The organism is Luteimonas sp. A649, assembly GCF_054072735.1.
The window spans coordinates 1,338,173-1,362,864 of the sequence record NZ_JBSVRQ010000001.1 but is presented as its reverse complement, the minus strand read 5'-3'; the positions used below and the strand labels follow the sequence as shown (position 1 = coordinate 1,362,864).

Genomic DNA, 24,692 nt, shown 5'->3' with positions numbered 1-24,692 from the left:
GGTCGGTTCCTGTGTCGGTCGGCGGCGGTCAGACCGCACGTGCCTGGTCTTCAGCGAGTCCGGTGTACGCACCCGGAGTGAGTTCGAGCAGGCGCCGGCGTTCGTCGTCCGGCAGCTCGAGGCCGGTGATGAACGCGCGCATGGACTCGGCGGTGATGCCCTGGCCACGCGTGAGCGCCTTGAGTTGTTCGTAGGGGCTGGGCAGGCCGTGGCGGCGCATCACCGTCTGCACGGCTTCGGCCAGGACTTCCCAGGCGGCGTCGAGGTCCGCGGCCAGGCGCTCGGGGTTGGTGCTGAGCTTGCCAAGCCCGCGCCCGAGCGCGTCGAAGCCGACCAGCGCGTGGCCGAAGGCCGTGCCCAGGGCACGCAGCACGGTGGAATCGGTGAGGTCGCGCTGCCAGCGGCTGACGGGCAGCTTGGTGGCGAAGTGCTCGAACAGGGCCACGCTGATCCCGAAGTTGCCCTCGGCGTTCTCGAAGTCGATCGGGTTGACCTTGTGCGGCATGGTCGAGCTGCCGACTTCGCCGGCCTTCACGGCCTGTTTGAAATAGCCCAGCGAGATATAGCCCCAGACATCGCGACAGAGATCGATGCAGATGGTGGCGATGCGCTTCTGCACGTCGGCGATCTCGGCGATGCAGTCGTGCGGCTCGATCTGGGTCGTGTACGGATTGAAGTCCAGGCCCAGCGATTCGACGAAGCGGCGCGAGAACGCCGGCCAGTCGACATCAGGGTAGGCGGCCACGTGGGCGTTGTAGTTGCCCACGGCACCATTGGCCTTGCCGGTCAGCGACACCGCCACCAGCTGCGCGCGCTGGCGCTCCAGCCGCGCCACCACGTTGGCGATCTCCTTGCCCACGGTGGTCGGCGAGGCGGTCTGGCCGTGCGTGCGCGAGAGCATCGGCAGCGCGGCGAATTCGTGCGCCATGCCGCGCAGGGTGGCAGTGACGTCGTCCAGCGCCGGCAGCATCACCTCGCGGCGCGCGGCGTCGAGCATCAAGCCGTAGGACAGGTTGTTGATGTCTTCGCTGGTGCAGGCGAAGTGCACGAACTCAAGCGCCGGCCCGAGCGCTGCCTCGTCGGCCAGGCGCTCCTTGATGAAGTACTCGACCGCCTTGACGTCGTGGTTGGTGGTCCGCTCGATTTCCTTCACCCGCGCGGCGTCTGCGGGCGAGAAACCCTGGGCCAGGGCGTGGAGGCGGGCGGTGGCGGCCTCGTCGAACGGGGCCAGTTCCGGAATGCCGGGTTCGGCGGCCAGCGCCAGCAGCCACTCCACTTCCACGCGCACGCGGGCGTGGATCAGCCCGAACTCGGAGAACACCGGCCTCAGCGCCTCCACCTTGCCGGCATAACGGCCGTCGAGCGGGGAGAGGGCGAGCAGCGGGTCGAGGGCGGGCATGGCGGGCTTCGGCGTTGTGAGGCCGGACATTCTACTCGGCGGGTGTTGGGGTTGCCGGATGGTTGTGCGGGGCTTTCCAGGCTTCCTGGCGTGCCGGCTTCGTGTGGGAGCGTGCCGCTGCGCGGTGGGTATGGACCGGCGAAGCAGCCGTCCATGGCTGAATCGCCTACCGCGCACATCCATGTGCGCTGTCCATACCCACCGCGCAGCGGCACGCTTTCGCGGGTGTGCGGTTGTGCGGCTTCGGGAGAGATTGCTTTCGTTGAGCATCGGCGCACAGGGGGGCCGCGTGGCTTAGGGAACGGCCTCTCCCCCCGCCAGCCGTCTCCTGCGGCGCGGACCTGCCCGAGGCCGGCTCCACCTGAGGCACCAACCCCCACGAGGCGCAGGCCCACACGAGGCGCGGCGTATCCTCCAGTGAAACGGACTGGAGGACGACATGGCCAACACGGGCTTTCGAACCGAGCACGACAGCATGGGCGAACTGCAGGTGCCCGCCGATGCGCTGTGGGGCGCGTCGACCCAGCGCGCGGTGGACAACTTCCCCGTCAGCGGGCGGCCGATGCCGCGCGGGTTCATCCGTGCGCTGGGGTTGGTGAAGGCTGCCGCCGCCGATGCCAATGCCGGCTTCGGCCTGCTGCCCAAAGGCCTGGCGGCGTCGATCCGCAAGGCGGCCAACGCCGTCGCCGCCGGTGAGCACGATGCCCATTTCCCGATCGACATCTACCAGACCGGCTCGGGCACCTCGTCGAACATGAACGCCAACGAGGTCATCGCGACCCTCGCCACGCGCGCGGGGAAGAAGCGCGTGCATCCGAACGACCACGTCAACCTCGGCCAGAGTTCGAACGACGTCATCCCGACTGCCCTGCGGGTGTCGGCGCAGCTGGCGGTCGTCGAGGACCTGCTGCCTGCGCTGAAACACCTGCGGCGGACCATCGACCGTCGCGCGCGCTCGCTGGGCAAGGTGGTCAAGACCGGTCGCACGCACCTGATGGACGCGATGCCGCTGACCTTCGCCCAGGAGTTCGGCGCCTGGTCATCACAGCTTGCGTCGGCGGAGGCGCGACTGGCCGATGCGCTCAAGCGCCTGCGGCGGCTGCCGATCGGGGGCACCGCCATCGGCACCGGCATCAATGCCGATCCGCGCTTCGGCAAGGCGGTGAGCCGGGGGCTGTCGACGACGACGGGCACGCGCTTCGAGTCGGCCGCGGACAAGTTCGAAGGCATCGCGTCGCAGGACGATGCGGTGGAGCTGTCGGGCCAGCTCAACGTGCTGGCCGTGGCGCTGACCAAGATCGCCAACGACCTGCGCTGGATGAACTCGGGACCGCTGGCGGGACTGGGCGAAGTGGAACTGCCTGCGCTGCAGCCGGGCAGCTCGATCATGCCGGGCAAGGTCAATCCGGTGATCCCCGAAGCCACGGTGATGGCCTGTGCCCAGGTCATGGGGCACCACGTCGCGGTCACGGTGGCCGGGCAGGGCGGGAACTTCCAGCTCAACGTCGCGCTGCCGCTGATCGCGAACAACCTGCTGGAGTCGATCGGGCTGCTGTCGGCGGTATCGCGGCTGCTGGCCGATCGCGTCATCGCCGGACTGCAGGTGCGGCGCGACGTGGTCGGCGCGGCGGTGGAGCGCAATCCCATCCTTGTCACCGCGCTCAACCCGGTGATCGGCTACGAGAAGGCGGCGGCGATCGCCAAGCAGGCCTACCGCGAGGGGCGGCCGGTGCTGGAGGTCGCGGTTGAAGCGACCGGGATGCCGGAGGCGAGGCTGCGCGCGCTGCTTGATCCGCTGGCGCTGACGCGGGGCGGGATCCAGGGCTGAGCCCGGGCGCGCGCGGCAGCGGAGTCAGTCGGACGCGGCCCTGCGCGCTTTCGCTTGCGGCACCAGCAGGGTGTCGCAGGGGCTCGCGTCCAGGATTTCGCGCGCCACGCTGCCGATCACCAGGTGGAAGAGCGCGTTGCGGCCGTGACTGGCCACCACCACCAGGTCCGCGGCGGTGGCGAGGGCATGTTCCGCGAGGCGGATGGCGGCGTCGCCGTGTGCCGCGGCCACGGGCAGGCCGGGATGGCCGTGCTCGGCCAGGAAGCCGGCCGCCGCGCGTAGCGTGTCGTCATGCACCTGCGCCACGCTTTCGTCACGATCGCCGTCGCGGAGGCCGAGGTAGGGCACCTCGAATGCGCTGAACAGCGTGGCCCCGGCGTCCGGGAAGAGCTCGCGGGCGACGTCCAGCGCGCGTGCGGAGGACGGCGAGAAATCGCTCGACACGACCATGCGCGCGTATGGCGCGTGCGCCCGGTCACGGACGATCAGCAGTGGAAGCCGTCCCTGCCGCGCGAGCCAGGTGACGGTCGAGCCGAGCAGGTGGCGCCCGAAGAGGGCGTCATGGGCCACGCCGGTGACGAGCAGGCTGCTGCCGGTTTCCGCGGCGACCGCTTCGATGCAGCTGCCGACCTGTCCTTCGCGCACCAGCAATTCGAAATCCAGTCCGCTCGCGGCCGGGCCGACGTCGCGGCGCAGGCGCGCCGCCGCGCGCAACGCGGCTTCGCTGGCGCGTGGCGGGGCGGGGGTACCGATGCGCGGCGGTGGCGCCGCCGGGGGTTCCACGACGGTCAGCACGACGAGCTTCGCCTGCCACTGCCGGGCCACGGCCACGGCGCGGTCGAGCGCGCGGTCGCAGCGCCCGTCGAGGTCGGTGGCGAGGAGGATGGCGCGTGGTGCGCCGGCGTCCCAGACAGTGTCGTGCATGGCGGCCTCGGCTGGCGGGGGCGACGCCGCGTCCTGCGGCGTGGCTGCAGCGAGTCTAGCCGCGATGCCGCGTGCGGGGTTCCGCACGCGACGGGTTCAGCGCTTGCGCGGCAGGTCGACCTTGCCGGTGACGCCATCGTGGTCGACCGAGCCGCTGCCCAGCGCGCGCACGCGCAGGTCGCCGGCGACGCCACTGACGTCGATGTCCCCCGAACCCACCGAGCCGACATCGACGCTGCCGCCAATGCGCTCGAGGTCGGCATCGCCCGAGCCGATCGAACCGATGTCCACGCTGCCGCGGACATCACGCAGGCCCAGGTCGCCGGAACCGATGCTGCCGACGCGGGCGTCGCCGCGGACGCCGCGCGCTTCGAGGTCGCCGGAGCCGATCGAGCCCACGTTCAGGCTGCCGATGTCGGCCAGTACGATGTCGCCGGAGCCGACGCGTGCATCCACTTCGCCCGCGATCCGGCGCGCATCGGCATCGCCGGAGCCGACGGTGAGGCCGAGTTCGGAGAGACCGGTCGCCCAGGCATCGCCCGAACCCACCCCGATCACGATGGGCATGTTGTCAGGCACCGTGCCGGAGAGATCGAAGTACGCGTAGCGGTTGCCGAAACTCAATCCAACGCGCTCCTCGCGGGCCAGGCGCACCACCAGGCGGTCGCCTTCGCGTGACTGCTCGAGGCTCAGGCGCGCGAGCTCGCTTTCGCTCGAACCGCAGGCGCGGCCCTGCAGGCTGCCGGCCTTGCCGGACTTGCCGTCCAGGCGCAACTTGCTGGCACCGACGTCGAACTCGATGACGCGGGCGTCGCCGATGTCGAGCGTCAGGGACTGCGCCGTGCTGTGCTTGCAGGCGCGGTCGTCATCGGCCTGCGCCGGCGCAGCGGCCAGGCCCAGCACGCAGAGTGCGATGAAGAACGTGTTCGGGGTCATTCGCATGGTGGCACCTCGTGTTCGTGTCATGGATTGCGGCGGGCTGGGTTCAGCCCTCGTCGCGCCAGCGGCGCAGGCGGGTGGCGACCAGCAGCATGGCCACGCCCGCCGCGGCACCGATCCAGGTGGCGGGCTGCAGCAGGTTGCCGTAGACCGCCGCGGGCTCGATCAGATGGACCAGGCCCGCGCTTTCGATGTGCGCGCTGTCCATGCGCGACAGGTCGTACGGCGTCAGCGGGACCACGCCCAACAGCATCCGCGCCACGATGTGGCTCCAGAACCATTCGGCGCCGAGGTCGAACAGCCGCATCACGCTGAACATGGTCACGAATACACCGGCAAGCACCGGCACCAGCACTGCCCACAGGAAGGGCACGCTGCGCGCCCACGCCGAGCAGAGCATCAGCCAGCCCACGGTCGGCAGTGCCCAGATCGCGTACACCGGGATCACTGCCAGCAGGGACAGCGAAATGGTCAGCGCATGGCCCGGACCCCAGATGAGCTCGAAGGGATTGCCGCCGTGGTACGCGACCACCCCGCTGAGCAGCACCAGGAACACCAGCATGGTGGCGATGGCGATGAGCGTCGCCAGCAGGGGCACGACGAGCGTGGCGGCGACGATCTTGGACAGCACCGTCTCGCCGTCCGACACCGGCAGCGACTTCCAGAACAGGACGCTGCGGTCCTTGCGTTCGTCGTACAGCGCGCCCAGGCAGTAGAAGAACATCACGAACACCATCACGATGAACGGCCAGGCCGACGACAGCAGCATGGTCAGGTCGATGCCGGTGGCGAGCTGGAGCTTGTCCTCCGCACTGAGCTGCCCGGCCAGGACGCCGAGGTCGAGGCCGTTGATGGACATGGACCTGCCATCGTCGAGGAACACCTTCGCGTCGCTGTCGGCGTTGCGCATGCCGACCAGGGCGATCGCGAAGAGGATCGCGGTCAGCAGCAGCGAGATCACCGCCGCGATCGTGGGCGCCCAGAAGAAGCCACCCCTGTGCTCCCAGTATTCGCGCCTGAGCAGCAGCGCGAAGCGGTGGGTCCGGTGTGCCGGGGCCTTGGCGACCGGCAGGGTGTCGACTGTCGCGTTCATCAGTAGGTTCCCTTCATGGTGGCGACGAAGAGGTCGGCGAGCCCCGGCGTGCGGGTTTCGCCGAAGGCGGCCAGGGCGCTGCGCTCGACGCCGTCGAACAGCATCACCGTCTTGCCGAACGGCAGGCTGCGCTCGTCGATCGGCGACAGCGCGCGCGCGTCGTCGGCCTGGCCTGCATCGACCAGCACCTCGGTGAAGCGCGCGGCGAGCTCGTCCATCGGCGCATCGAGCACGATCCGGCCGTCGCGGATGAACAGGGCATCGGTGAGGATGTGCTCGACTTCCTCGACCTGGTGGGTGGTGATGACGATGGTCTTCTCTTCGTCGAAGTAGTCCTCCAGCAGGCGCTGGTAGAACTCCTTGCGATAGAGGACGTCCAGGCCCAGCGTGGGCTCGTCGAGCACCAGCAGGCGGGCGTCGATGGCCATCACCAGGGCCAGGTGCAGCTGCACGATCATGCCCTTGGACATCTCGCGCACCCGCATCTTCGGGGTGAGCTTGGTGTTGGCCAGGAAGCGCTCGCAGCGCGCGCGGTCGAAGCGCGGATGCACGCCTTCGACGAAGGCGATCGCCTCGCGGACCCTCATCCACCGGGGAAGCACGGCGACGTCGGCGATGAAGCAGACATCGTTCATCAGCAGGTTGCGCTGGCTGCGCGGATCGCGCCCCAGCACGGACAGGTCGCCCTGGAAGGGGATCAGCCCGAGGATCGCCTTGAGCGCGGTGGTCTTGCCGGCGCCGTTGGGGCCGATCAGGCCGACGATGCGGCCGCGCTCGACGCGGAACGAGGCCCCGTCGAGGGCCCGCGAGTTCTTGTAGATCTTCTGCAGCCCGCGGGCATCGATGACGGCGGTGTCTTGCATGTTCATGCGGCGTCTCCTTCGCGCAGCAATTCCCCGGGCGTGAGGCCCAGCAGCCGGATGCGTTCAAGCACCAGCGGCCATTCCTCGGTCAGGAAGCGGTCCCGCTCGTTGCCGAGCAGTTTCTTCGATGCTTCTTCGGTCACGAACATGCCCAGGCCCCGGCGCTTCTCGACGAGCGCCTCGTCGGCGAGCTCCTGGTAGGCGCGCGACACGGTGATCGGGTTGAGCTGGTACTCCGCCGCGACCTGGCGCACCGAGGGCAGGGCGTCGCCGGGCTTGAGCTGGCCGTCGAGCATCATCGCGATGACGCGCTCCTTCAGCTGGCGGTAGATGGGAGCGCTGTCGCTCCACTGGATGCCGGACATGGCTCAGCCTCCGATACGGCGCATGCCGCGGGCGAACGAGAAATAGGGCATGGCCAGTCCCCGCCGTCCGCCCCGGGCGCTGCGACGGTCGCGGCGCGCGGCCTCCGCATCGTCAAGGCCGCTGGCCGGGGATGCGTCCTGGGCGGGGCCGCCGGACAGGCCGTTGCTGTCGGGGGGGGTGCCGACCAGCAGGGCTGCGGCCAAGACCAGGCCGGTGGCGGAGAGCGCGATCAGGCTGTGGTTGAGCTTGCGGTCCATGGCTTGGGTCCTGCTCGGGGTGACTGGTGTTGTATGCAACTATAACACCACCACACACCCCGTCAAGCGCCGATGTCCCCAACTCATGGCAGGGGTCGCCCGCGATTGCCCGAGGCGGCCCGTGCCGTGACAATAGGCGCTTCGACGCCGCGTGGAAGCGGCCGGTATCCAGGAGCATCCCCGATGAAACCCTTGCTGCGCGGCCTGGTCGCGCTGTCATTTGCCGCGGCCCTGTCGCTGGCCCCCGCATCTGCACAGGAGAACGCCGTGCCGTCCACCGAGCGCGAAAAGAACAGCTACATGATCGGCATGGACGTCGGTAACTCGATCCAGGCCGTGGGACCCGATATCGACCGCGCGGCCTTCCTGCGCGCGGTGGCCCATGCCTTCGAGGGCGGCGACCCACTGGTCACCGAAGAAGAGGCGGCCGCGATCGCCCCTGTGCTGATGCAGCGCGTGGCCGTGCGCGGCGGCCAGCAGATCCCGGGCATGGCGCCGGGCAGCCAGCCACCGTCGTTGGACGCCGGCAAGGTCGGCCTGCTGGTGGGCGCCGATGTCGGCCGTTCGCTGGCGCCGGTCAAGGACGAGCTCGACCTGGCCGTGTTCGGTCGTGGCGTGGCCACGGTGCTCGACGGCACCAAGCCGCTGTTGGGCGAGGCGGAGCTGATCGCGGTGCGGGAAGCGCTGAGCAAGCGCATTCAGGATCGCGCCCGTGCCGAGAGCGAAGCCGCAGCCCAGGCCAATGCCACCGAAGGTGCCGCGTTCCTTGCCGGCAACCGCAGCGTCAAGGGCGTCGTGACCACCGCCTCGGGACTTCAGTACATGGTGCTGCGCCAGGGCTCGGGCCCGCGTCCGACCGCGAGCTCGCAGGTCCGCGTGCACTATGAGGGCAAGCTTCTCGACGGCACCGTCTTCGACAGCTCCTATGAACGCAACGATCCCGCGACCTTCGGGCTGGGCCAGGTGATTGCCGGCTGGACCGAAGGCCTGCAGCTGATGCCGGTGGGCGCGAAGTACCGCTTCTGGATCCCTTCCGAACTCGCCTACGGTCGTAACGGCTCGCCCGGCAGCATTCCCCCCAACGCCACCCTGGTCTTCGACGTCGAACTCCTGCAGCTGCGCTGATCGCCGCTGTCCGCCCCCCTTTCCGAGGTACATCGATGAACACTGCCGTCCGCACCATCGCGACCAGCCTGCTGGCCGCTTCGCTCCTCGTCGCCCTGGGCGCCTGCAAGAAGATCGACCCCGACGCGGCCAAGCCCGCGTCTGCCGACGCCGACGCAAGCGCCGACGCGCTCGGGATCCCTGGCCTGCCCACCGCCAAGCAGCAGGCCGGCTACGCCATCGGCCTGCAGATCGGCGGCACGCTGGACGAGGTCAAGGACGAGATCGACGTCGATGCCATGGTCAAGGGCATGCGCGCCACGCTGGATGGCGAAACCCCGCTCATGGACGAGGCGCAGGCGCGGCAGGCCTTCGAGGCCTTCGGCCAGCGCATGCAGACCAAGATGTCCGCCGCCAATCGCGAGGCCGGCGAGGCCTTCCTCGCGGAAAACGCGAAGCAGGAAGGCGTGCAGGTCACCGCGTCCGGCCTGCAGTACAAGGTGCTCGAGGAAGGCCAGGGCGCGAAGCCCGGTCCCGACAGCCGCGTGAGCGTCCACTACCGCGGCTCGCTGGTCGACGGCACCGTGTTCGACAGCTCCTACGATCGCGGCGAGCCCGCTGTGTTCGCGCTGTCGAGCGTCGTGCCCGGCTGGCAGGAAGGCCTCCAGCTGATGTCGGCGGGCAGCAAGTACATGCTCTGGCTGCCGAGCAGCCTCGGTTATGGCGACATGGGCACGCCGGGTGGTCCGATCGCGCCGGGCAGCGCGCTGGTGTTCGAGGTCGAGCTGCTCGACATCGTGGACGCGGCGGCGGAGTAAGCCATGCGGGTCAGCATCTTCGGCACCGGTTACGTCGGCCTGGTCACCGGCACCTGCCTGGCAGAGGTCGGGCACGATGTCGTCTGCGTCGACGTGGATGCCGGCAAGGTCGAGGGCCTCAAGCGGGGCATCATCCCGATCTACGAGCCGGGCCTGGAGCCGATGGTGAAGGCCAACCACGCTGCCGGCCGGCTGGAGTTCACCACCGATGCGGCGCGCGCGGTCGCGCACGGCGAAGTGGTGTTCATCGCCGTGGGCACGCCGCCCGACGAGGACGGCAGCGCCGACCTCCAGTACGTGCTGGAGGTGGCGCGCACCATCGGCGAACACCTCGAGCGCCCGGTGATCGTGGTCGACAAGTCGACGGTGCCGGTCGGTACCGCCGCCCGCGTGGGCGAGGCGATTTCCGCGGTGCTGGCCGGGCGTGGCGTCGACATCGCCTTCGACGTGGTCTCCAACCCGGAGTTCCTGAAGGAGGGCGCGGCGGTCGAGGACTGCATGCGTCCCGACCGCATCGTGCTCGGGGTCGACAGCGCCGCCGCCGCGGAAAAGCTCAAGCGCCTGTACGCGCCGTTCAACCGCAACCACGACCGCTTCGTGATCATGGACGTGCGTTCGGCGGAGCTGACCAAGTACGCGGCCAACGCCATGCTCGCGACCAAGATCAGCTTCATGAACGAGATCTCCAACATCGCCGAGCGCGTGGGCGCCGACGTGGAGATGGTGCGCAAGGGCATCGGTTCGGATCCGCGCATCGGCTGGCACTTCATCTATCCCGGTGCCGGCTACGGCGGCTCCTGCTTCCCGAAGGACGTCCAGGCGCTGGCACGCACCGCTCAGCAGCATGGGCACCAGCCGCTGCTGCTTGACGCGGTGGAGGCGGTGAACGAACGCCAGAAGGGCCACCTGCACGCCCTGATCCAGCGCCACTACGGCGACGACGGCATCGCCGGCAAGACCTTCGCGGTCTGGGGCCTGGCGTTCAAGCCCGATACGGACGACATGCGCGAGGCCTCCAGCCGGCGCCTGCTGGCGCAGCTGTGGGCGTCGGGCGCCCGCGTCCGCGCTTACGATCCAGAGGCGACCGGCGAAGCGCGGCGGGTCTTCGGCGAGCGCGAGGACCTTGTCCTGTGCGGCTCGGCGAGCGAGGCCCTCGAGGGCGCCGACGCGCTGGTCGTGGTCACCGAGTGGAAGCAGTTTCGCAGCGCCGACCTGGCCCATATCCGCGCGCAGCTGGCCGACGCCGTGGTGTTCGACGGCCGCAACATCTATGCCCCCGGGGATGCCGAGGACGCCGGCTTGGCCTATTACGGCATCGGGCGCGGGCGTTCGGTGCAGGTGTCCTGAGCATGGCATCGGATATTGAGGCGCGGGTGGTGGAGCTGGAAACGCGCCTGGCCTTCCAGGAGCAGGCGCTGGCCGAGCTCAACGACGCCCTGGCGGAAGCCCGCATGGAACTGTCGCGCAACGATGTCCTGCTGCGGCGCGCACTCGAGGAGCTGCGCGCCGATCGCCCCGGCCCGACCGGAAACCCGGCCGATGAGCCACCTCCGCCGCACTACTGAATGACGATGAGCGATTCACTCAAAGACCAGTTGCTGGGCCTGGGCTTCAAGCCGGCCCCCGTTGCCGAGCGCCCCAAGGGTCCGCGTCGCAATGACGGAACGCCGCCCGCCGGGAAGTTCGCACGCAACGACCGTGGCGGCGGCAAGGGCGCGCGCAACGAGCGCGGTCCGGGCAGGGGGCCGGCAGCGGCCGACCGCCAGGGCAGGAAGGAGGGCAGGGGCGCGTCGACACCCGGTGGCGGCGGTCGCCAGCGCGGGCCTCGTGCCGAAGGCGACATCGATCTTGCCAAGGCGTTTGCCATCCGCGCGCAGCGCGAGAAGGAAGAGCGCATCCGTGCCGAGCAGGAGAAGCAGGAAGCCGCGCGCCAGCGCCGCGAAGCGCAGGCGAAGCTGGCCACGCTGCTGCAGGGCAAGGGCCTGAATGTGGCCGAGGCCGAACACGTCCGCCACTTCGAGTACGGCGGCAAGATCAAGCGCGTACACGTGACCGAAGCGCAGCTGCGCGCGATCAACGCCGGTGAACTGGGCGTCGTGCAGCTCAACGGCCGCTACCTCGTGGTCACCCTCGACACGCTGGCCGAAGCCGAAGCGGTGTTCCCGCAGGCCGTCGCCCTCCGGGTCGACCCGAACGCGCCGGCCGCCGACGACCCGTATGCCGATCCGAAGTACCAGGTGCCGGACGACCTGATCTGGTAGGGCGACGAGCCTTTTTGCCACGGATTCACGCGGATCACGCGGATCAAGCAAAAGCTGTTGGAAGGGGCGCTGCGCAGGGTCTGGCCTGGTACGTGCAAGCCACTCCGAAAATCCTTCCAAACTTGCCTCGGCCAGATCCGCGTGATCCGCGTGAATCCGTGGCCGAAAAAGCTCTTGCCCTATCCGGAACCCACCCGCCTCGGCACGACCCAGATCCAGGCGATCACACAGCCGGCCAGGGCGAAGCCGCCCGCAGCGAGGAAGGCCACGCGGCCGTCGCCGTAGGGCCAGAGCTGGCCGGCGATCAGGGCGCCGAGTACGCCGCCGAGGCCTGACGAGAACCCGTAGAACAGGCCCTGGGCGTGGCCGTTGAGGCGGCCCGGGAAGTGGCGTGCCAGCAGCTGCATGGCGGCGGCGAAGAAGGCCGCGAAACTGAGGGCGTGCGTGGCCTGCGCGACCAGCATCACCGGCAGGCTCTCCGGCCACAGCGCCGTGGCCCACCAGCGCAGCACGGCGCTGGCCATCGAGACCAGCAGCAGCCAGCTCGCGTCCCAGCGGCGGAAGACGCTGGCGATGGTGAAAAACACCGCGACCTCGAATACCACGCCCACCGTCCACATCAGCCCGAGCATGGAGGTCGAGTACCCCAGGCCGTCCATGTAGACGGAGAAGAAGGTGTAGTAAGGCCCGAAGGAAAGCTGCTCCAGGAACGCCGCGACCAGGAACGCCGCCACGCGCGGCTGCCGCACGATCTTCCAGAAGCCGGCGCCCGCCGGACCACGCGGACCGACATGGCCGGCGTCGCGGTTGGCGAAGGCGCTCAGCGCCATCAGCGCGAACAGCGGCAGCATCGCCCACGGCAGGATGGCGGCGCCGCGGTGCTCGATCAGCCAGCCGAAGCCCGAGGTCACCAGGATGAAGCCGATCGAGCCCCAGACCCGCACGGTTCCGTAGCGGTGGGCGTTGGCACCGAGATGCCCCAGCGTGATCGCCTCGAACTGCGGCATCACCGCGTTGTAGAAGAAGCAGAACGCCACCATCACCGCGAACAGCGTCCATTCCGGCTGCTGCGGAAGGAAGCAGGCGAAGCTCGCCACCGTGAGCACGCTGCCGATGCGCAGCCAGCGGATCGGGCGCGGCGAGGCCCCGGCCAGCGTCGCCCAGGTCGTGGGTGCGACCACGCGGGTCGCGTACCACAGGCTCATCATCACGCTGATCGCGGTGATGGACATGCCCCGGGACTGCAGGTACAGCGCCCAGTAGGGCGTGAATGCGCCCAGCGCCGCGTAGTAGGCGAAGTAGAAACTCGACAGCCGCACCATCGGGACGGCCGCCGCTGGAGGGTGCGGAACCTGGACCATCAGCTGTCGCCCTGGGGACTAGTCCGGATCGTAATCGAGGTTGGAGGCCAGCCAGCGTTCGGCGTCCGCCACCGATACGCCGCGGCGCTTTGCATAGTCCGCGACCTGGTCCTTGCCCACGCGTCCGACCACGAAGTACTTGCTGCCGGGATGGCTGAAGTAATAGCCGGACACGGCGGCGGTCGGCAGCATCGCGAAGCCGTGGGTGAGCTCCATGCCGGCGTTGCCGGTGGCGTCGAGCACGCGGAACAGCTGTTCCTTCGGGCTGTGGTCCGGACAGGCCGGATAGCCCGGTGCCGGACGGATGCCTCGGTAGGCTTCGGCGATCAGGGCGTTGTTGTCCAGGGCCTCGTCGGGTGCGTAGCCCCAGTAGTCGGTGCGCACGCGGCGGTGCAGGTGTTCCGCCAGGGCTTCGGCCAGGCGGTCGGCGAGTGCCTTCAGCAGGATGCTGCGGTAGTCGTCGTGGTCGGCGCGGAAACGTTCCAGGTGCGGCTCGATGCCGATGCCGGCGGTGACGGCGAACATGCCCATCCAGTCGCGCAGGCCGGTGTCCTTCGGTGCGATGAAGTCGGCCAGGCAGAAGTCGGGGCGCTCGACTGGCTTGTCCACTTGCTGGCGCAGGAAGTGCACGGCGGCGCTGCCTCCGTCGCCGAGTTCGAGCTCGACATCGTCGCCGACGCTGTTGGCCGGCCATAGACCGAAGACAGCCCTCGCGGTCAGCCATTTCTCGCGGATGATGGTGTCGAGCATCTCGCGCGCGTCGCGATAGAGCTCGCGGGCGGCGGTGCCGACGACTTCGTCGGTGAGGATCGCGGGATAGCGCCCGGCCAGTTCCCATGCCTGGAAGAAGGGCGTCCAGTCGATGGTGTCGACCAGGACGGCCAGCGGGTAGTCGTCGAACACGGTGATGCCGGGTTTCGCCGGCTGCGGCGGCACGTAGCTGTCCCAGCCACCGTCGAAGCGCTGGCCACGGGCCTTTGCGAGCGGCACCAGGCGCTTGGCGTCGCCGCGGTTGCGGTGGCGCTGGCGGATCTCGGCGTAGTCGGACTCGTTGGCTGCGACAAACGGCGCGCGCAGTTCGGCGGACACCAGTGACTGGGCCACGCCGACTGCGCGCGAGGCGTCCTTCACCCAGATCGTGGGCGACTTGTAGTGCGGATCGATCTTCAGCGCGGTGTGCGCGCGCGAGGTGGTGGCGCCGCCGATCATGAGCGGGATGGTCATGCCCTGGCGCTGCATTTCCCGCGCCACGTGCCCCATCTCCTCCAGCGACGGCGTGATCAGGCCGGAGACGCCGATGATGTCGGCGTTCTCGGCGATCGCGGTGTCGATGATCTTCTGCGCCGGCACCATCACGCCGAGGTCGATGACTTCGAAGTTGTTGCAGGCCAGCACCACGGCGACGATGTTCTTCCCGATGTCGTGGACGTCGCCCTTGACGGTCGCCATCACGATCTTGCCGTTGTTCTTCCCGGTATCGCCGGTGCGCAGCTTCTCGGCTTCGATGAAGGGCAGCAGGTAGGCCACCGCCTTCTTCATCACCCGTGCCGACTTGACGACTTGGGGCAGAAACATCTTGCCGGCCCCGAACAGGTCGCCGACCACGTTCATGCCGTCCATCAGCGGGCCTTCGATCACATCCAGCGGGCGGCTGCTCAGCTGGCGCGCCGCTTCGGTGTCCTCGACCACGTACTGGTCGATGCCGTGCACGAGTGCGTGGCTGAGGCGCGCGCGCACGTCCTTCTCGCGCCAGGACAGGTCTTCTTCGGTCTTCTGTCCCTTGCTGCCCTTGTAGCGCTCCGCAAGCGCGAGCAGGCGCTCGGTGGCGTCCGGGCGGCGGTTGAGGATGACGTCCTCGACGTGGTCGCGCAGCTCCGGGTCGAGGTCGTCGTAGATCGGCATCCCGCCGGCGTTGACGATGCCCATGTCCATGCCCGCACTGATCGCGTGGTACAGGAACACCGAGTGGATCGCCTGGCGCACGGTCTCGTTGCCGCGGAACGAGAACGAGACGTTGGAAACGCCGCCGGAGACGTGGCAGTGCGGCAGCGTCTGCCGGATGATCCGCGTGGCCTCGATGAAGTCGACCGCGTAGTTGTTGTGCTCGTCGAGCCCGGTGGCGATGGCGAAGATGTTGGGGTCGAAGATGATGTCTTCGGGCGGGAACCCGACCTCGTCGACCAGGATGCGGTAGGCGCGGGTACAGATCGCGACCTTGCGTTCGGCGGTATCGGCCTGGCCGTCCTCGTCGAAGGCCATCACCACCGCCGCGGCGCCATAGCGCAGCACCATGCGCGCCTGCGCGACGAACTGCTCCTCGCCCTCCTTGAGCGAGATCGAGTTCACCACGCCCTTGCCCTGCAGGCACTTCAGCCCGGCCTCGATCACTTCCCACTTCGAAGAGTCGACCATCACCGGGATGCGCGCGATGTCCGGCTCCGACGCGATCAGCGTCAGGAAGCGCGTCATCGCCTTGGCCGAATCGATCAGCCCCTCGTCCATGTTCACGTCGAGGATCTGCGCCCCGCTGGCCACCTGCTGCCGCGCGACCTCGACCGCCTCCTCGAAGCGGTCGTCCTTGATCAGCTTCTTGAACTTCGCGCTGCCGGTGACGTTGGTGCGCTCGCCGACGTTGACGAACAGCAACTCCGGGGTGATCACCAGCGGCTCGAGGCCTGACAGGCGGGTATAGCGAGGCGTGTTCATGCGGAAGCCTTTTTTGCCACGGATTTGCGCGGATCAACGCGGATAGAGCAGAGGCGGGAGCAGGAGAAAAAGCTTTTTTTGGCCACGGATTTGCGCGGGTTTGCGCGGATCTGGCCGAGGCAAGTCTTGGGAGATTTTTTGCAGGGGCTTTTTGACGAACCGGGGATCGTCCGCGAGCTGTTGCAGGCCCGCGGGGATGCAGCCGACAAGGCTCCAGCCCAATCCGCGCCAATTCGCGCAAATCCGTGGCAAAAAATTGCTCTTGCTCTTGCTCTATCCGCGTTTATCCGCGCAAATCCGTGGCCAAAGCTGTTCGCTCTAACCGCGAAAATCCGCGCGCAGCCGCGCAAATCCGTGGCAAGAACGCTCTCCGGATTCACGCCGCAGCCTCCACCAACCCCGGCAGCCGCCGCGGGGGAATGCCGCGGACGGCATCGGCGATGGCGCGGATGTGGGCCGGGGTGGTGCCGCAGCAGCCGCCGACGAGGTTGAGCAGGCCCGCGCGGGCGAACTCTTCCAGGATGGCGGCGGTTTCCTCCGGCGTCTCGTCGTACTCGGCGAACGCATTGGGCAACCCGGCGTTGGGATGCGCGCTGACGTGGCAGTCGGCCACGCGGGCGAGGGTCTCCACGTGCGGGCGCAGCTCCTTCGCGCCCAGCGCGCAGTTCAGGCCGATCGACAGCGGCCGCGAGTGCGTCACCGAGATGTGGAAGGCCTCCGCGGTCTGCCCCGACAGCGTGCGACCGGATGCATCGGTGATGGTGCCCGAGATCATCACCGGCACCCGCGCGCCGCGGGCGTCGAAGGCTTCCTCGATCGCGTACAGCGCGGCCTTGGCGTTGAGCGTGTCGAAGATCGTTTCCACCATCAGCACGTCGGCGCCGCCATCGATCAGTCCGTCCACGGCCACGCGGTAGTCCTCGCGCAGTGCATCGAAGCTGGTGTTGCGGAAGCCCGGGTCGTTGACGTCGGGGCTGATCGACGCGGTGCGGCTGGTGGGGCCGACCACGCCGATCACGAAGCGTGGCTTGCCGGGCGTCGCGGCCTCGGCGGCGTCGCAGCAGGCCCGGGCCAGATGCGCGCCTTCGACGTTGAGTTCGCGCACCAGGTGCGGCAGGCGATAGTCGGACTGGCTGACGGCGGTGGAGTTGAAGGTGTTGGTCTCGACCAGGTCGGCGCCCGCGTCCAGGTAGGCGGCGTGCACGGCGGAGATGATGTCGGGCCGGGTCAGGCTCAGGAGGTCGTTGTTGCCCTTGAGGTCGTGGCCGACGCCGTCGCCGGGATGCAGGCTGTCGAAGCCGTCGGCGAAGCGTTCGCCACGGTAGTCGGCCTCGTCCAGCCGGTAGCCCTGGATCATCGTGCCCATGGCGCCGTCGATGACGAGGATGCGGTTGGCCAGCGCGGCGTCCAGCAGCGCGACGCGATCGGGATGGAGCCAGGGAAGGGTGCTCATGGTTTGCCCGCGATCAGGGAAATGACTTCGAAGTGCGGCGGCCGCTTCTCACGCGTGACCGTCTCGCAGGACTGCAGCTGGAGCCCGGCCTTGTCGACGAAGCGACGCAGCTCCTTGTCGGTGAAGCCCAGGTTGATGTGGCCGAAGGCCTCGACCGCGCTGCGATGGCCGTGGCGCGCGAGGCTGGTCATCAGCAGCCGGCCACCCGGCCGCAGCACGCGGGCGCCTTCGGACACGGCGGCGGCGGGCTTGCCCGCATAGGTCAGCGCGTGCATCAGCACTACCAGGTCGAAGCTGGCGTCGTCGAAGGGCAGGGCATGCATGTCGGCCTCGCGCACCTCGACGTTGCGGTAGCGCTTCAGTCGCTCCTGCGCCGCCGCGACCACCCGCGGACTGGTATCGATGCAGACATAGCGCTTGGCGTGCGGGGCCAGGAGTTCGGCGAGCACGCCGTCACCGGACGCGATGTCGAGCACATCGCCGGTTTCCAGCAGCGGCAGCGCCGAGCGCGCCATGGCCTCCCAGGTGCGGCCCGGGGAGTAATGGCGCTCCATGTCGCCGGCCACCGAGTCGGCCCAGTTCTGGTCGGCGGCGCGCATCGCGAGGACGCCGGCCACGCGCTCGGCATCCTGGCGCAGCAGCGGATCGTCGCTGCCTTCGCGTAGCGTCTGCCACAGTGCACGCTGTGCCGGGTCGAGGCGATCCTCGTCGAAACGGTAGTAGGCGGAGACACCGGCGCGCCGGTCGCGCACCAGGCCGGCCTCCTTGAGCCGCGCGAGATGGGTGGACACCCGCGGCTGCGCCAGGCGGGTGATGGCCGAGAGTTCGGCGACCGTCAGCTCTTCGCCGTCGAGCAGCGCCAGCAGGCGCACGCGCGTGGCGTCGGCCAGCACCTTGAGGTGGCTCGACCAGGCTTCGAGATCCATATATATCTTCCCATCGCGATATAGCGATGCATTGTCCGACGGGATCCGGGCAGGGTCAAGCGCGATGGCTGCAGGCTGTCGAAGCCCCGCGGCGGGCAGGCTAGAATAGCGGCCTTGCCAACAGCTGCCGCGCGCATACGCGGCACGACCAGGAGCAGCGCGTGGATTTCAGCTTTACCGAAGAGCAGTTGATGATCCAGGACGTGGCCCGCCGCATCGCGCAGGAGAAGATCGCGCCGAGCGCCGAGCACCACGACCAGACCGGTGAATTCCCCCTCGACAACATCCGCCTGCTGGGCGAGAACGGACTCATGGGGATCGAGGTGCCGACCGAGTACGGCGGCGCCGACATGGACCCGGTGGCCTACGTGCTGGCCATGATCGAGATCGCCGCTGGCGACGCCGCGCATTCCACGATCATGTCGGTGAACAATTCGCTGTTCTGCAACGGCATCCTGACCCACGGCACCGAAGCGCAGAAGCAGAAGTACGTGCGCGCGATCGCCGAGGGCGAGGAAATCGGCGCCTTCGCACTGACCGAGCCGCAGTCCGGCTCCGACGCCACCGCCATGCGCTGCCGCGCCGTGAAACAGGCCGACGGCAGCTACGTGATCAACGGCAAGAAGAGCTGGATCACGTCCGGTCCGGTGGCGAAGTACTTCGTGCTGTTCGCGATGACCGACCCCGACAAGGGCGCGCGCGGCATCACCGCCTTCCTGGTCCACGGCGACCGCGAGGGCTTCGGCCGCGGCAAGACCGAGCCCAAGCTCGGCATCCGCGCCTCGGCCACCTGCGAGATCGAGTTCAACGACTACGTCGTCCAGGCCGACGAGGTGCTGGGCGAAGAGGGCCAGGGCTTCAAGATCGCCATGGGCGTGCTCGATGCCGGTCGCATCGGCATCGCGTCGCAGGCCATCGGCATCGCTCGTGCGGCCTATGAGGCCACCATTGAATACGTGAAGGAGCGCAAGGCCTTCGGCCAGCCGATCGGCGCGTTCCAGATGACCCAGGCCAAGATCGCCGACATGAAGTGCAAGCTCGATGCGTCCCTGCTCCTGACGCTGCGCGCGGCGTGGACGAAGGGGCAAGGCAAGCGCTTCAGCAACGAGGCCGCGATCGCCAAGCTCACCGCGTCCGAGGCCGCGATGTGGATCACCCACCAGGCGCTGCAGATCCATGGCGGCATGGGCTACTCCAAGGAGATGCCGATCGAGCGCTACTTCCGCGACGCCAAGATCACCGAGATCTACGAAGGCACCAGCGAGATCCAGAGGCTGGTGATCGCCCGGCATGAGACCGGGCTGCGCTGACGCATCCAACGACCGTGCAGCCCGTGCCCAGACCCTGCCATTGCCCGCGTCACGTGCCGATCCCGATCCCGGGCGCGGACGCGACGGCGGCTCCTGGTTCCTGACGAAAACGACCCCTTGGCCCGTGCCTGTGCGCGGGCCTCATTGCATCCGGATGACGACATGAGCACCCCCAGCAAGAAGGCTTCCGCCCGTACCTCCACCGCCGCGACCGCGAAGACCGGCAAGTCCGTGAAGACCGTGAAGGCCGCCGAGCGCCGCGCCGGGTCGCGCGCCGGCACGCTGCTCGACCCCGTGCTGGCCGCCCTGCGCAAGCGCGTGGGCAAGGCCGGCGGCGACGATGCCACCGCCTTCGCGAACGCGTTCTACCAGCGCATGGGCGACGACGAGATCGGCCTGCACGAAGCCGACGGCTGGGCGGCGCTGGCCGCCGATTTCCTCGCCTTCCTCGGCAAGCGCAAGCCGGGCACGGCCAGCGTGCGCCTGTTCAATCCGACCCTGGCCACCCACGGCTGGGAGACGCAGCACACGGTGCTGCAGATCGCCAACGACGACATGCCCTTCCTGGTTGATTCGGTGAGCATGGCGCTTGCCGAGCTGGGCGTGGGCGTGCACGTGCTGGGCCACCCGGTGGTGGCGCTGGACCGCGATCGCAGCGGCAAGCTGAAGGGCGTCGGCACGGGCGGGTCGGAGTCGCTGATCCACATCGAGATCGATCGCCAGTCGCCCGAGGGCTGCGCGCGCATCGAGGCGGCCGTGCGAGGCGTACTCGAGGACGTTCGCGTCATCGTCGAGGACTGGAGGGCGATGAAGACCCGCATGGAACAGGTCGCCGAAGGACTGGACGACGAGCCGCTGCCGGTGTCCGACGCAGAGCGCGCCGAGATCCAGGCCTTCCTGCGCTGGGCCGCGGACAACCATTTCACCTTCTTCGGCTACCGCGAATACGAAGTGGTGAAGACCGGTCGCGACGAGGTCCTGCAGGCGGTCGACGGCAGCGGCCTGGGCCTGCTGCGCGGACGCGACGTCGGCAAGCCGCGCCTGCTGAGCACGGTCGGCGCGCAGCGCACCGAGCGCACCGTGGAGCCGCTGATCCTGACCAAGACCAACGCCCGTTCGACCATCCATCGCCCCGGCTACATGGACTACATCGGCCTGCTCGGCTTCGACCGCAAGGGCGGCAAGGCGACCACCGAGAAGCGCTTCCTCGGGCTGTACACCTCCGGTGCCTACAACCGCCGTCCCTGGGACATCCCGATCGTGCGCGACCGCCACGAGCAGGTCATGGGCGCATCAGGCCTGGCCGACACCGGGCACAGCGGCAAGGCGCTCAAGCACATCCTCGAGACGCTGCCGCGCGACGAGCTGTTCCAGGCGTCGAGCAGCGAGCTGCAGCGCGTGGCCAGCGGCATCCTCGGCCTGCAGGAGCGCGTGCGCAGCCGCCTGTTCCTGCGCCGCGACCACTACGGCCGCTTCTATTCCGTGCTGGCCTACGTGCCGCGCGACCGCTACAACACCGAGGTCCGCCTGCGCGTGGAAGCGATGCTCAGGGAGGTGCTGGGCGCCGACCACGTCGACACCAACGTCGCGCTGGGCGAGTCGCCGCTGGCGCAGCTGCACATGCTCGTGCGTCCGCGCACCGGCGAGGCGGTGGACGTCGACGAAGCCGCGTTGCAGGTGCGGCTGGACGCGATCGTGCGCAACTGGCAGGACGACCTGCGCGAAACCCTGATCGCCGCCCACGGCGAGGCCGGCGGCCTTGCGCTGGCCTCGGGCTGGGGACGCGCGCTGCCTGTGCATTACATCGAGCGCGCGACACCGGCCGTGGCTGCCGCGGACGTCGCGCACCTCGACGCCCTGGCCGGTCCGGACGACCTGCGCCTGAGCCTGCGCCGCTCCGCGCTCGACCAGCCCGACGAGGGCAGCCTGCGGCTCAAGCTCTACCGCGCCGGCCGTGACGTTCCGCTGTCGGACGTGCTGCCGATGATGGAGAACATGGGGCTGCGCGTGATCGCGGAGCATCCACACCGTCTCGAGGGGCAGTCGTCGGCGGCCACGGCCCCCCACGTGGCCTGGATCCAGGACTTCGAAGTCGAGGTGGTCGGCGGCGCCGAGCCCGACGCCGCCCGCTTCGAGGAGGCCTTCGCCCGCATCTGGCAGGGCGAGGCCGAGAACGACGGCTTCAACCGGCTGGTGGCCGCCGCGGCGCTCGACTGGCGCCAGGTATCGATGCTGCGCGGCTACTGCAAGTACCTGCTGCAGGTCGGCGTGCCGTTCTCGCAGAGCTACGTCGAAGAGACCCTGGTCCGCCACCCGCAGCTGGCGCGCCAGCTGGTCGAGCTGTTCGAAGCCCGTTTCGACCCCGCCGCCGAGAAGGCGCGGGCCGCACGCATGGCCGCAGCGCACGCCGCGATCAAGGACATGCTGGAGGGCGTCGCGAGCCTTGACGAGGACCGCATCCTGCGCGGCTACGTCGGCGTGATCGAGGCCACGCTGCGCACCAACTACTACCAGGTCGACGGCGAAGGCACGCCGAAGGACTACATCGCCTTCAAGTTCGACTCCGCTGCAGTGCCCGACCTGCCCAAGCCGCGTCCGTACCGCGAGATCTTCGTCTGCGGCCCGCGTGTCGAAGGCACCCACCTGCGCTTCGGCCCGGTGGCGCGCGGCGGCCTGCGCTGGTCCGACCGCCGCGAGGATTTCCGCACCGAGGTGCTGGGCCTGGTGAAGGCGCAGATGGTGAAGAACACCGTCATCGTGCCGGTCGGTTCCAAGGGCGGCTTCATCGTCAAGCGTCCGCCGGTGGGCGGCGACCGCGACGCCGTGCAGGCCGAAGGCATCGCCTGCTACCGCCGCTTCATCAGCGGCCTGCTCGACGTCACCGACAACCTCACGGTGGACGGCAAGGTGCTGCCGCCGGCGAACGTGGTGCGCCACGACGATCCCGATCCGTACATGGTGGTGGCCGCCGACAAGGGCACCGCGACCTTCTCGGACATCGCCAACGGCATCGCCCGCGACTACGGCTACTGGCTTGACGACGCGTTCGCGTCCGGCGGCTCGGTGGGCTACGACCACAAGGGCATGGGCATCACCGCGCGCGGCGCGTGGGAGTCGGTCAAGCGCCACTTCCGCGCGCTTGGCCACGACACCCAGAAGCAGGACTTCACCGCGGTCGGCATCGGCGACATGTCCGGCGACGTGTTCGGCAACGGCATGCTGCTGTCGAAGCACATCCGCCTGGTCGCGGCGATGGACCATCGCCACATCTTCGTCGACCCGAACCCGGATTCGGCGAGCTCCTACAAGGAGCGCCAGCGCCTGTTCAAGGTGCCGCGCTCGAGTTGGGACGACTACGACAAGGGCCTGATCAGCAAGGGCGGCGGCGTGTTCGCGCGCAGCCTGAAGTCGATCCCGGTGTCGCCGGAGATGCGCGTGGCGCTGGGCCTCGAAGACGGCGTCACCGCGATCGCCCCGAACGAGCTGATGTCGGCGGTGCTGCGCGCGCCGGTCGACTTGCTCTGGAACGGCGGCATCGGCACCTACGTCAAGGGCGCGGGTGAAACCCACGCCGACGTCGGCGACCGCGCCAACAACGCCATCCGCGTCAACGGCGGCGAACTGCGCTGCCGCGTGGTGGGCGAGGGCGGCAACCTCGGCATGACCCAGCGCGGGCGCATCGAGGCGGCCCAGGCCGGCGTGATCCTCAACACCGACTTCATCGACAACTCCGCCGGCGTGGACACCTCCGACCACGAGGTGAACATCAAGATCCTGCTCAACGCGCAGGTGCAGGCCGGAAAGCTCAAGCTCGCCGACCGCAACACGCTGCTGAAGGCCATGACCGACGAGGTCGCCGGCCTGGTGCTCAACGACAACTACCGCCAGAACCAGGCGCTGAGCCTGATGGAGCGGATGAGCGTGCCGCGCCTGGGTTCCAAGCAGCACTTCATCCGCACCCTGGAGTCGCAGGGCCTGCTCGACCGCCAGATCGAGTTCCTGCCCAGCGATGCCGAGATCGCCGATCGCAAGGCGCGCAACCTGGGCCTGACCCGGCCGGAGCTGGCGGTGCTGCTGTCGTACTCGAAGCTGGTGGCGTTCGAGCAGCTGCTGGAATCGGACATCCCGGAAGATCCGTACCTGTCGCGCGAACTGCAGCGCTACTTCCCGCAGCCACTGCAGGCGAAGTACGCCAAGGCCATGGAGCAGCACCGCCTGAAGCGCGAGATCATCGCCACCGCGGTCACCAACTCCACCATCAACCGCATGGGTGCGACCTTCCTCCTGCGCATGCAGGAGGACAGCGGGCGCACGGCGGCCGAGGTCGCGAAGGCGTTCACGGTCACCCGTGAAACGCTCGATGCGCGTGCGATGTGGGCGCAGATCGACGCGCTCGACGGCAAGGTGGCCGAGTCGGTGCAGATCGACGCCCTGCAGGTGATCTGGGCGCTGCAGCGCTCCTTCACCCGCTGGCTGCTGGCACGTCCCGGGACGCTGCCCACGATCACGAGCGCCGTGGAGCGCTACCACGACGGCTTCCAGGCGATCCACGCCGGCGAAGAGATCCTCACTGCCGCCCAGCGCCCGGCGTACGAGCAGTCGCTGGCCGACTGGCGCGCGAAGGGCGTCCCCGCCGAGCTTGCCGGCAAGCTGGCCGCGCTGCCCTACCTCGAAGCCAGCCCGGACATCATCGAGCTGGCCCGCGAGCGCAAGCGCAAGCCGGTCGACGTGGCGCGCGTGCACTTCCGCCTGGCCGATGCGCTCGACCTGCCGTGGCTCGTGAAGCAGATCGACGCGCTGCAGGTGGATGGCCGTTGGCACGCGGTCGCCCACGGCGCGCTGCGCGACGAGCTGGCCGCACAGCATCGCGCCCTGGTCGGGCAGGTGCTGTCGATGCCGGGCCGCGATGCCGACGCCAAGGTCGCGCAGTGGATCGGCCGCGAGGATGCGGCGCTGAAGTTCACGCTCGGCATGCTCGCGGAGCTGGCGGCGCAGAAGACGCTGGATTACCCGACGGCGTCGGTGGCGGTGCGGAGGCTTGCCCAGCTGGCCAGCGCCGCCTGACCGGGTTCCCGCCCTTCCCC

The 24,692-nt window shown here is 69.0% G+C and carries 19 protein-coding genes; 8 read left to right on the top strand and 11 right to left on the bottom strand.

The window, feature by feature from the left end; translation table 11 throughout:
• Positions 1 to 28 precede the first annotated feature (28 nt).
• Positions 29 to 1,399: an adenylosuccinate lyase gene (purB, locus tag ACW5E8_RS06360; protein ID WP_456964628.1), complete on the bottom strand. Its 1,371-nt coding sequence runs from the start codon at positions 1,397 to 1,399 to the stop codon at positions 29 to 31.
• Between the two features lie 439 nt (positions 1,400 to 1,838).
• Between purB and ACW5E8_RS06355 the strand changes: the two genes are divergently transcribed.
• Entirely contained in the window at positions 1,839 to 3,227 is a 1,389-nt protein-coding gene (locus ACW5E8_RS06355) for a class II fumarate hydratase (RefSeq protein ID WP_456964627.1), read from the top strand.
• Positions 3,228 to 3,251: 24 nt separating this feature from the next.
• On the opposite strand, the gene ACW5E8_RS06350 is transcribed toward ACW5E8_RS06355, so the two are convergent.
• From ACW5E8_RS06350 to ACW5E8_RS06325, 6 genes are all read right to left on the bottom strand, one after another.
• A complete protein-coding gene (locus ACW5E8_RS06350) occupies positions 3,252 to 4,151 on the bottom strand; it encodes a universal stress protein (protein ID WP_456964626.1) in 900 nt (299 codons plus the stop codon).
• Between the two features lie 96 nt (positions 4,152 to 4,247).
• Positions 4,248 to 5,093 carry a hypothetical protein gene (locus tag ACW5E8_RS06345; RefSeq protein WP_456964625.1) on the bottom strand — a complete coding sequence of 282 codons (846 nt, stop codon included), beginning with the start codon at positions 5,091 to 5,093 and terminating at the stop codon, positions 4,248 to 4,250.
• A gap of 43 nt (positions 5,094 to 5,136) precedes the next feature.
• Entirely contained in the window at positions 5,137 to 6,183 is a 1,047-nt protein-coding gene (locus ACW5E8_RS06340; RefSeq protein WP_456964624.1) for a hypothetical protein, read from the bottom strand.
• Entirely contained in the window at positions 6,183 to 7,052 is an 870-nt protein-coding gene (locus tag ACW5E8_RS06335; protein WP_456964623.1) for an ABC transporter ATP-binding protein, read from the bottom strand. Before ACW5E8_RS06335 ends, ACW5E8_RS06340 begins: the two co-directional genes overlap by 1 nt.
• Complete coding sequence (locus tag ACW5E8_RS06330) at positions 7,049 to 7,411, bottom strand: GntR family transcriptional regulator (RefSeq protein ID WP_456964622.1); 363 nt, start codon at positions 7,409 to 7,411, stop codon at positions 7,049 to 7,051. The genes ACW5E8_RS06335 and ACW5E8_RS06330 overlap by 4 nt, the downstream gene beginning before the upstream one ends.
• A gap of 3 nt (positions 7,412 to 7,414) precedes the next feature.
• On the bottom strand, positions 7,415 to 7,669 hold the full coding sequence (locus tag ACW5E8_RS06325; RefSeq protein WP_456964621.1) for a hypothetical protein: 255 nt from the start codon (positions 7,667 to 7,669) through the stop codon (positions 7,415 to 7,417).
• Positions 7,670 to 7,852: 183 nt separating this feature from the next.
• On the opposite strand from ACW5E8_RS06325, the gene ACW5E8_RS06320 reads away from it, so the two are divergent.
• Genes ACW5E8_RS06320 through ACW5E8_RS06300 form a run of 5 tightly spaced genes read left to right on the top strand, consistent with a single transcriptional unit; the run spans position 7,853 to position 11,852 of the window.
• Complete coding sequence (locus tag ACW5E8_RS06320) at positions 7,853 to 8,794, top strand: FKBP-type peptidyl-prolyl cis-trans isomerase (RefSeq protein WP_456964620.1); 942 nt, start codon at positions 7,853 to 7,855, stop codon at positions 8,792 to 8,794.
• 35 nt (positions 8,795 to 8,829) lie between these two features.
• Positions 8,830 to 9,591 carry an FKBP-type peptidyl-prolyl cis-trans isomerase N-terminal domain-containing protein gene (locus tag ACW5E8_RS06315; protein ID WP_456964619.1) on the top strand — a complete coding sequence of 254 codons (762 nt, stop codon included), beginning with the start codon at positions 8,830 to 8,832 and terminating at the stop codon, positions 9,589 to 9,591.
• A gap of 3 nt (positions 9,592 to 9,594) precedes the next feature.
• On the top strand, positions 9,595 to 10,938 hold the full coding sequence (locus tag ACW5E8_RS06310) for a UDP-glucose dehydrogenase family protein (RefSeq protein WP_456964618.1): 1,344 nt from the start codon (positions 9,595 to 9,597) through the stop codon (positions 10,936 to 10,938).
• 2 nt (positions 10,939 to 10,940) lie between these two features.
• On the top strand, positions 10,941 to 11,156 hold the full coding sequence (locus ACW5E8_RS06305) for a SlyX family protein (RefSeq protein WP_456964617.1): 216 nt from the start codon (positions 10,941 to 10,943) through the stop codon (positions 11,154 to 11,156).
• 6 nt (positions 11,157 to 11,162) lie between these two features.
• Positions 11,163 to 11,852: a DUF2058 domain-containing protein gene (locus tag ACW5E8_RS06300; protein WP_456964616.1), complete on the top strand. Its 690-nt coding sequence runs from the start codon at positions 11,163 to 11,165 to the stop codon at positions 11,850 to 11,852.
• A gap of 179 nt (positions 11,853 to 12,031) precedes the next feature.
• Here ACW5E8_RS06300 and ACW5E8_RS06295 read toward each other — a convergent pair whose 3' ends face one another.
• The 4 genes from ACW5E8_RS06295 to ACW5E8_RS06280 all read right to left on the bottom strand — a co-directional run bounded on the left by ACW5E8_RS06295 (position 12,032) and on the right by ACW5E8_RS06280 (position 18,298).
• Positions 12,032 to 13,213, bottom strand: coding sequence for an MFS transporter (locus ACW5E8_RS06295; RefSeq protein WP_456964615.1), 1,182 nt, complete (start codon positions 13,211 to 13,213; stop codon positions 12,032 to 12,034).
• Between the two features lie 18 nt (positions 13,214 to 13,231).
• Positions 13,232 to 15,919, bottom strand: a complete 2,688-nt coding sequence (gene metH, locus ACW5E8_RS06290) for a methionine synthase (RefSeq protein WP_456964614.1) — start codon at positions 15,917 to 15,919, stop codon at positions 13,232 to 13,234.
• Positions 15,920 to 16,295: 376 nt separating this feature from the next.
• On the bottom strand, positions 16,296 to 17,372 hold the full coding sequence (locus ACW5E8_RS06285; RefSeq protein ID WP_456964613.1) for a homocysteine S-methyltransferase family protein: 1,077 nt from the start codon (positions 17,370 to 17,372) through the stop codon (positions 16,296 to 16,298).
• On the bottom strand, positions 17,369 to 18,298 hold the full coding sequence (locus tag ACW5E8_RS06280; protein WP_456964612.1) for an ArsR/SmtB family transcription factor: 930 nt from the start codon (positions 18,296 to 18,298) through the stop codon (positions 17,369 to 17,371). Before ACW5E8_RS06280 ends, ACW5E8_RS06285 begins: the two co-directional genes overlap by 4 nt.
• A 161-nt stretch (positions 18,299 to 18,459) precedes the next feature.
• Here ACW5E8_RS06280 and ACW5E8_RS06275 point away from each other — a divergent pair, with 161 nt between their 5' ends.
• Together ACW5E8_RS06275 and ACW5E8_RS06270 are read left to right on the top strand one after the other, a co-directional pair.
• Complete coding sequence (locus ACW5E8_RS06275; protein ID WP_456964611.1) at positions 18,460 to 19,608, top strand: acyl-CoA dehydrogenase family protein; 1,149 nt, start codon at positions 18,460 to 18,462, stop codon at positions 19,606 to 19,608.
• Positions 19,609 to 19,770: 162 nt separating this feature from the next.
• The gene (locus ACW5E8_RS06270; protein ID WP_456964610.1) at positions 19,771 to 24,672 is read left to right on the top strand and encodes an NAD-glutamate dehydrogenase; all 4,902 of its coding nucleotides are present in this window, start codon (positions 19,771 to 19,773) and stop codon (positions 24,670 to 24,672) included.
• Positions 24,673 to 24,692 lie beyond the last annotated feature (20 nt).

Excerpts from the sequence above, each read along its gene's own strand:
- ACW5E8_RS06335 (WP_456964623.1), bottom strand. The coding sequence starts at position 7,052 with ATGAACATGCAAGACACCGCCGTCATCGATGCCCGCGGGCTGCAGAAG.
- ACW5E8_RS06330 (WP_456964622.1), bottom strand. The coding sequence starts at position 7,411 with ATGTCCGGCATCCAGTGGAGCGACAGCGCTCCCATCTACCGCCAGCTG.
- ACW5E8_RS06305 (WP_456964617.1), top strand. The coding sequence starts at position 10,941 with ATGGCATCGGATATTGAGGCGCGGGTGGTGGAGCTGGAAACGCGCCTG.
- ACW5E8_RS06340 (WP_456964624.1), bottom strand. The coding sequence starts at position 6,183 with ATGAACGCGACAGTCGACACCCTGCCGGTCGCCAAGGCCCCGGCACAC.
- ACW5E8_RS06355 (WP_456964627.1), top strand. The coding sequence starts at position 1,839 with ATGGCCAACACGGGCTTTCGAACCGAGCACGACAGCATGGGCGAACTG.
- ACW5E8_RS06345 (WP_456964625.1), bottom strand. The coding sequence starts at position 5,093 with ATGCGAATGACCCCGAACACGTTCTTCATCGCACTCTGCGTGCTGGGC.
- ACW5E8_RS06270 (WP_456964610.1), top strand. The coding sequence starts at position 19,771 with ATGAGCACCCCCAGCAAGAAGGCTTCCGCCCGTACCTCCACCGCCGCG.
- purB (WP_456964628.1), bottom strand. The coding sequence starts at position 1,399 with ATGCCCGCCCTCGACCCGCTGCTCGCCCTCTCCCCGCTCGACGGCCGT.
- ACW5E8_RS06300 (WP_456964616.1), top strand. The coding sequence starts at position 11,163 with ATGAGCGATTCACTCAAAGACCAGTTGCTGGGCCTGGGCTTCAAGCCG.
- ACW5E8_RS06315 (WP_456964619.1), top strand. The coding sequence starts at position 8,830 with ATGAACACTGCCGTCCGCACCATCGCGACCAGCCTGCTGGCCGCTTCG.
- ACW5E8_RS06295 (WP_456964615.1), bottom strand. The coding sequence starts at position 13,213 with ATGGTCCAGGTTCCGCACCCTCCAGCGGCGGCCGTCCCGATGGTGCGG.
- ACW5E8_RS06350 (WP_456964626.1), bottom strand. The coding sequence starts at position 4,151 with ATGCACGACACTGTCTGGGACGCCGGCGCACCACGCGCCATCCTCCTC.
- ACW5E8_RS06310 (WP_456964618.1), top strand. The coding sequence starts at position 9,595 with ATGCGGGTCAGCATCTTCGGCACCGGTTACGTCGGCCTGGTCACCGGC.
- ACW5E8_RS06280 (WP_456964612.1), bottom strand. The coding sequence starts at position 18,298 with ATGGATCTCGAAGCCTGGTCGAGCCACCTCAAGGTGCTGGCCGACGCC.
- metH (WP_456964614.1), bottom strand. The coding sequence starts at position 15,919 with ATGAACACGCCTCGCTATACCCGCCTGTCAGGCCTCGAGCCGCTGGTG.
- ACW5E8_RS06320 (WP_456964620.1), top strand. The coding sequence starts at position 7,853 with ATGAAACCCTTGCTGCGCGGCCTGGTCGCGCTGTCATTTGCCGCGGCC.
- ACW5E8_RS06325 (WP_456964621.1), bottom strand. The coding sequence starts at position 7,669 with ATGGACCGCAAGCTCAACCACAGCCTGATCGCGCTCTCCGCCACCGGC.
- ACW5E8_RS06285 (WP_456964613.1), bottom strand. The coding sequence starts at position 17,372 with ATGAGCACCCTTCCCTGGCTCCATCCCGATCGCGTCGCGCTGCTGGAC.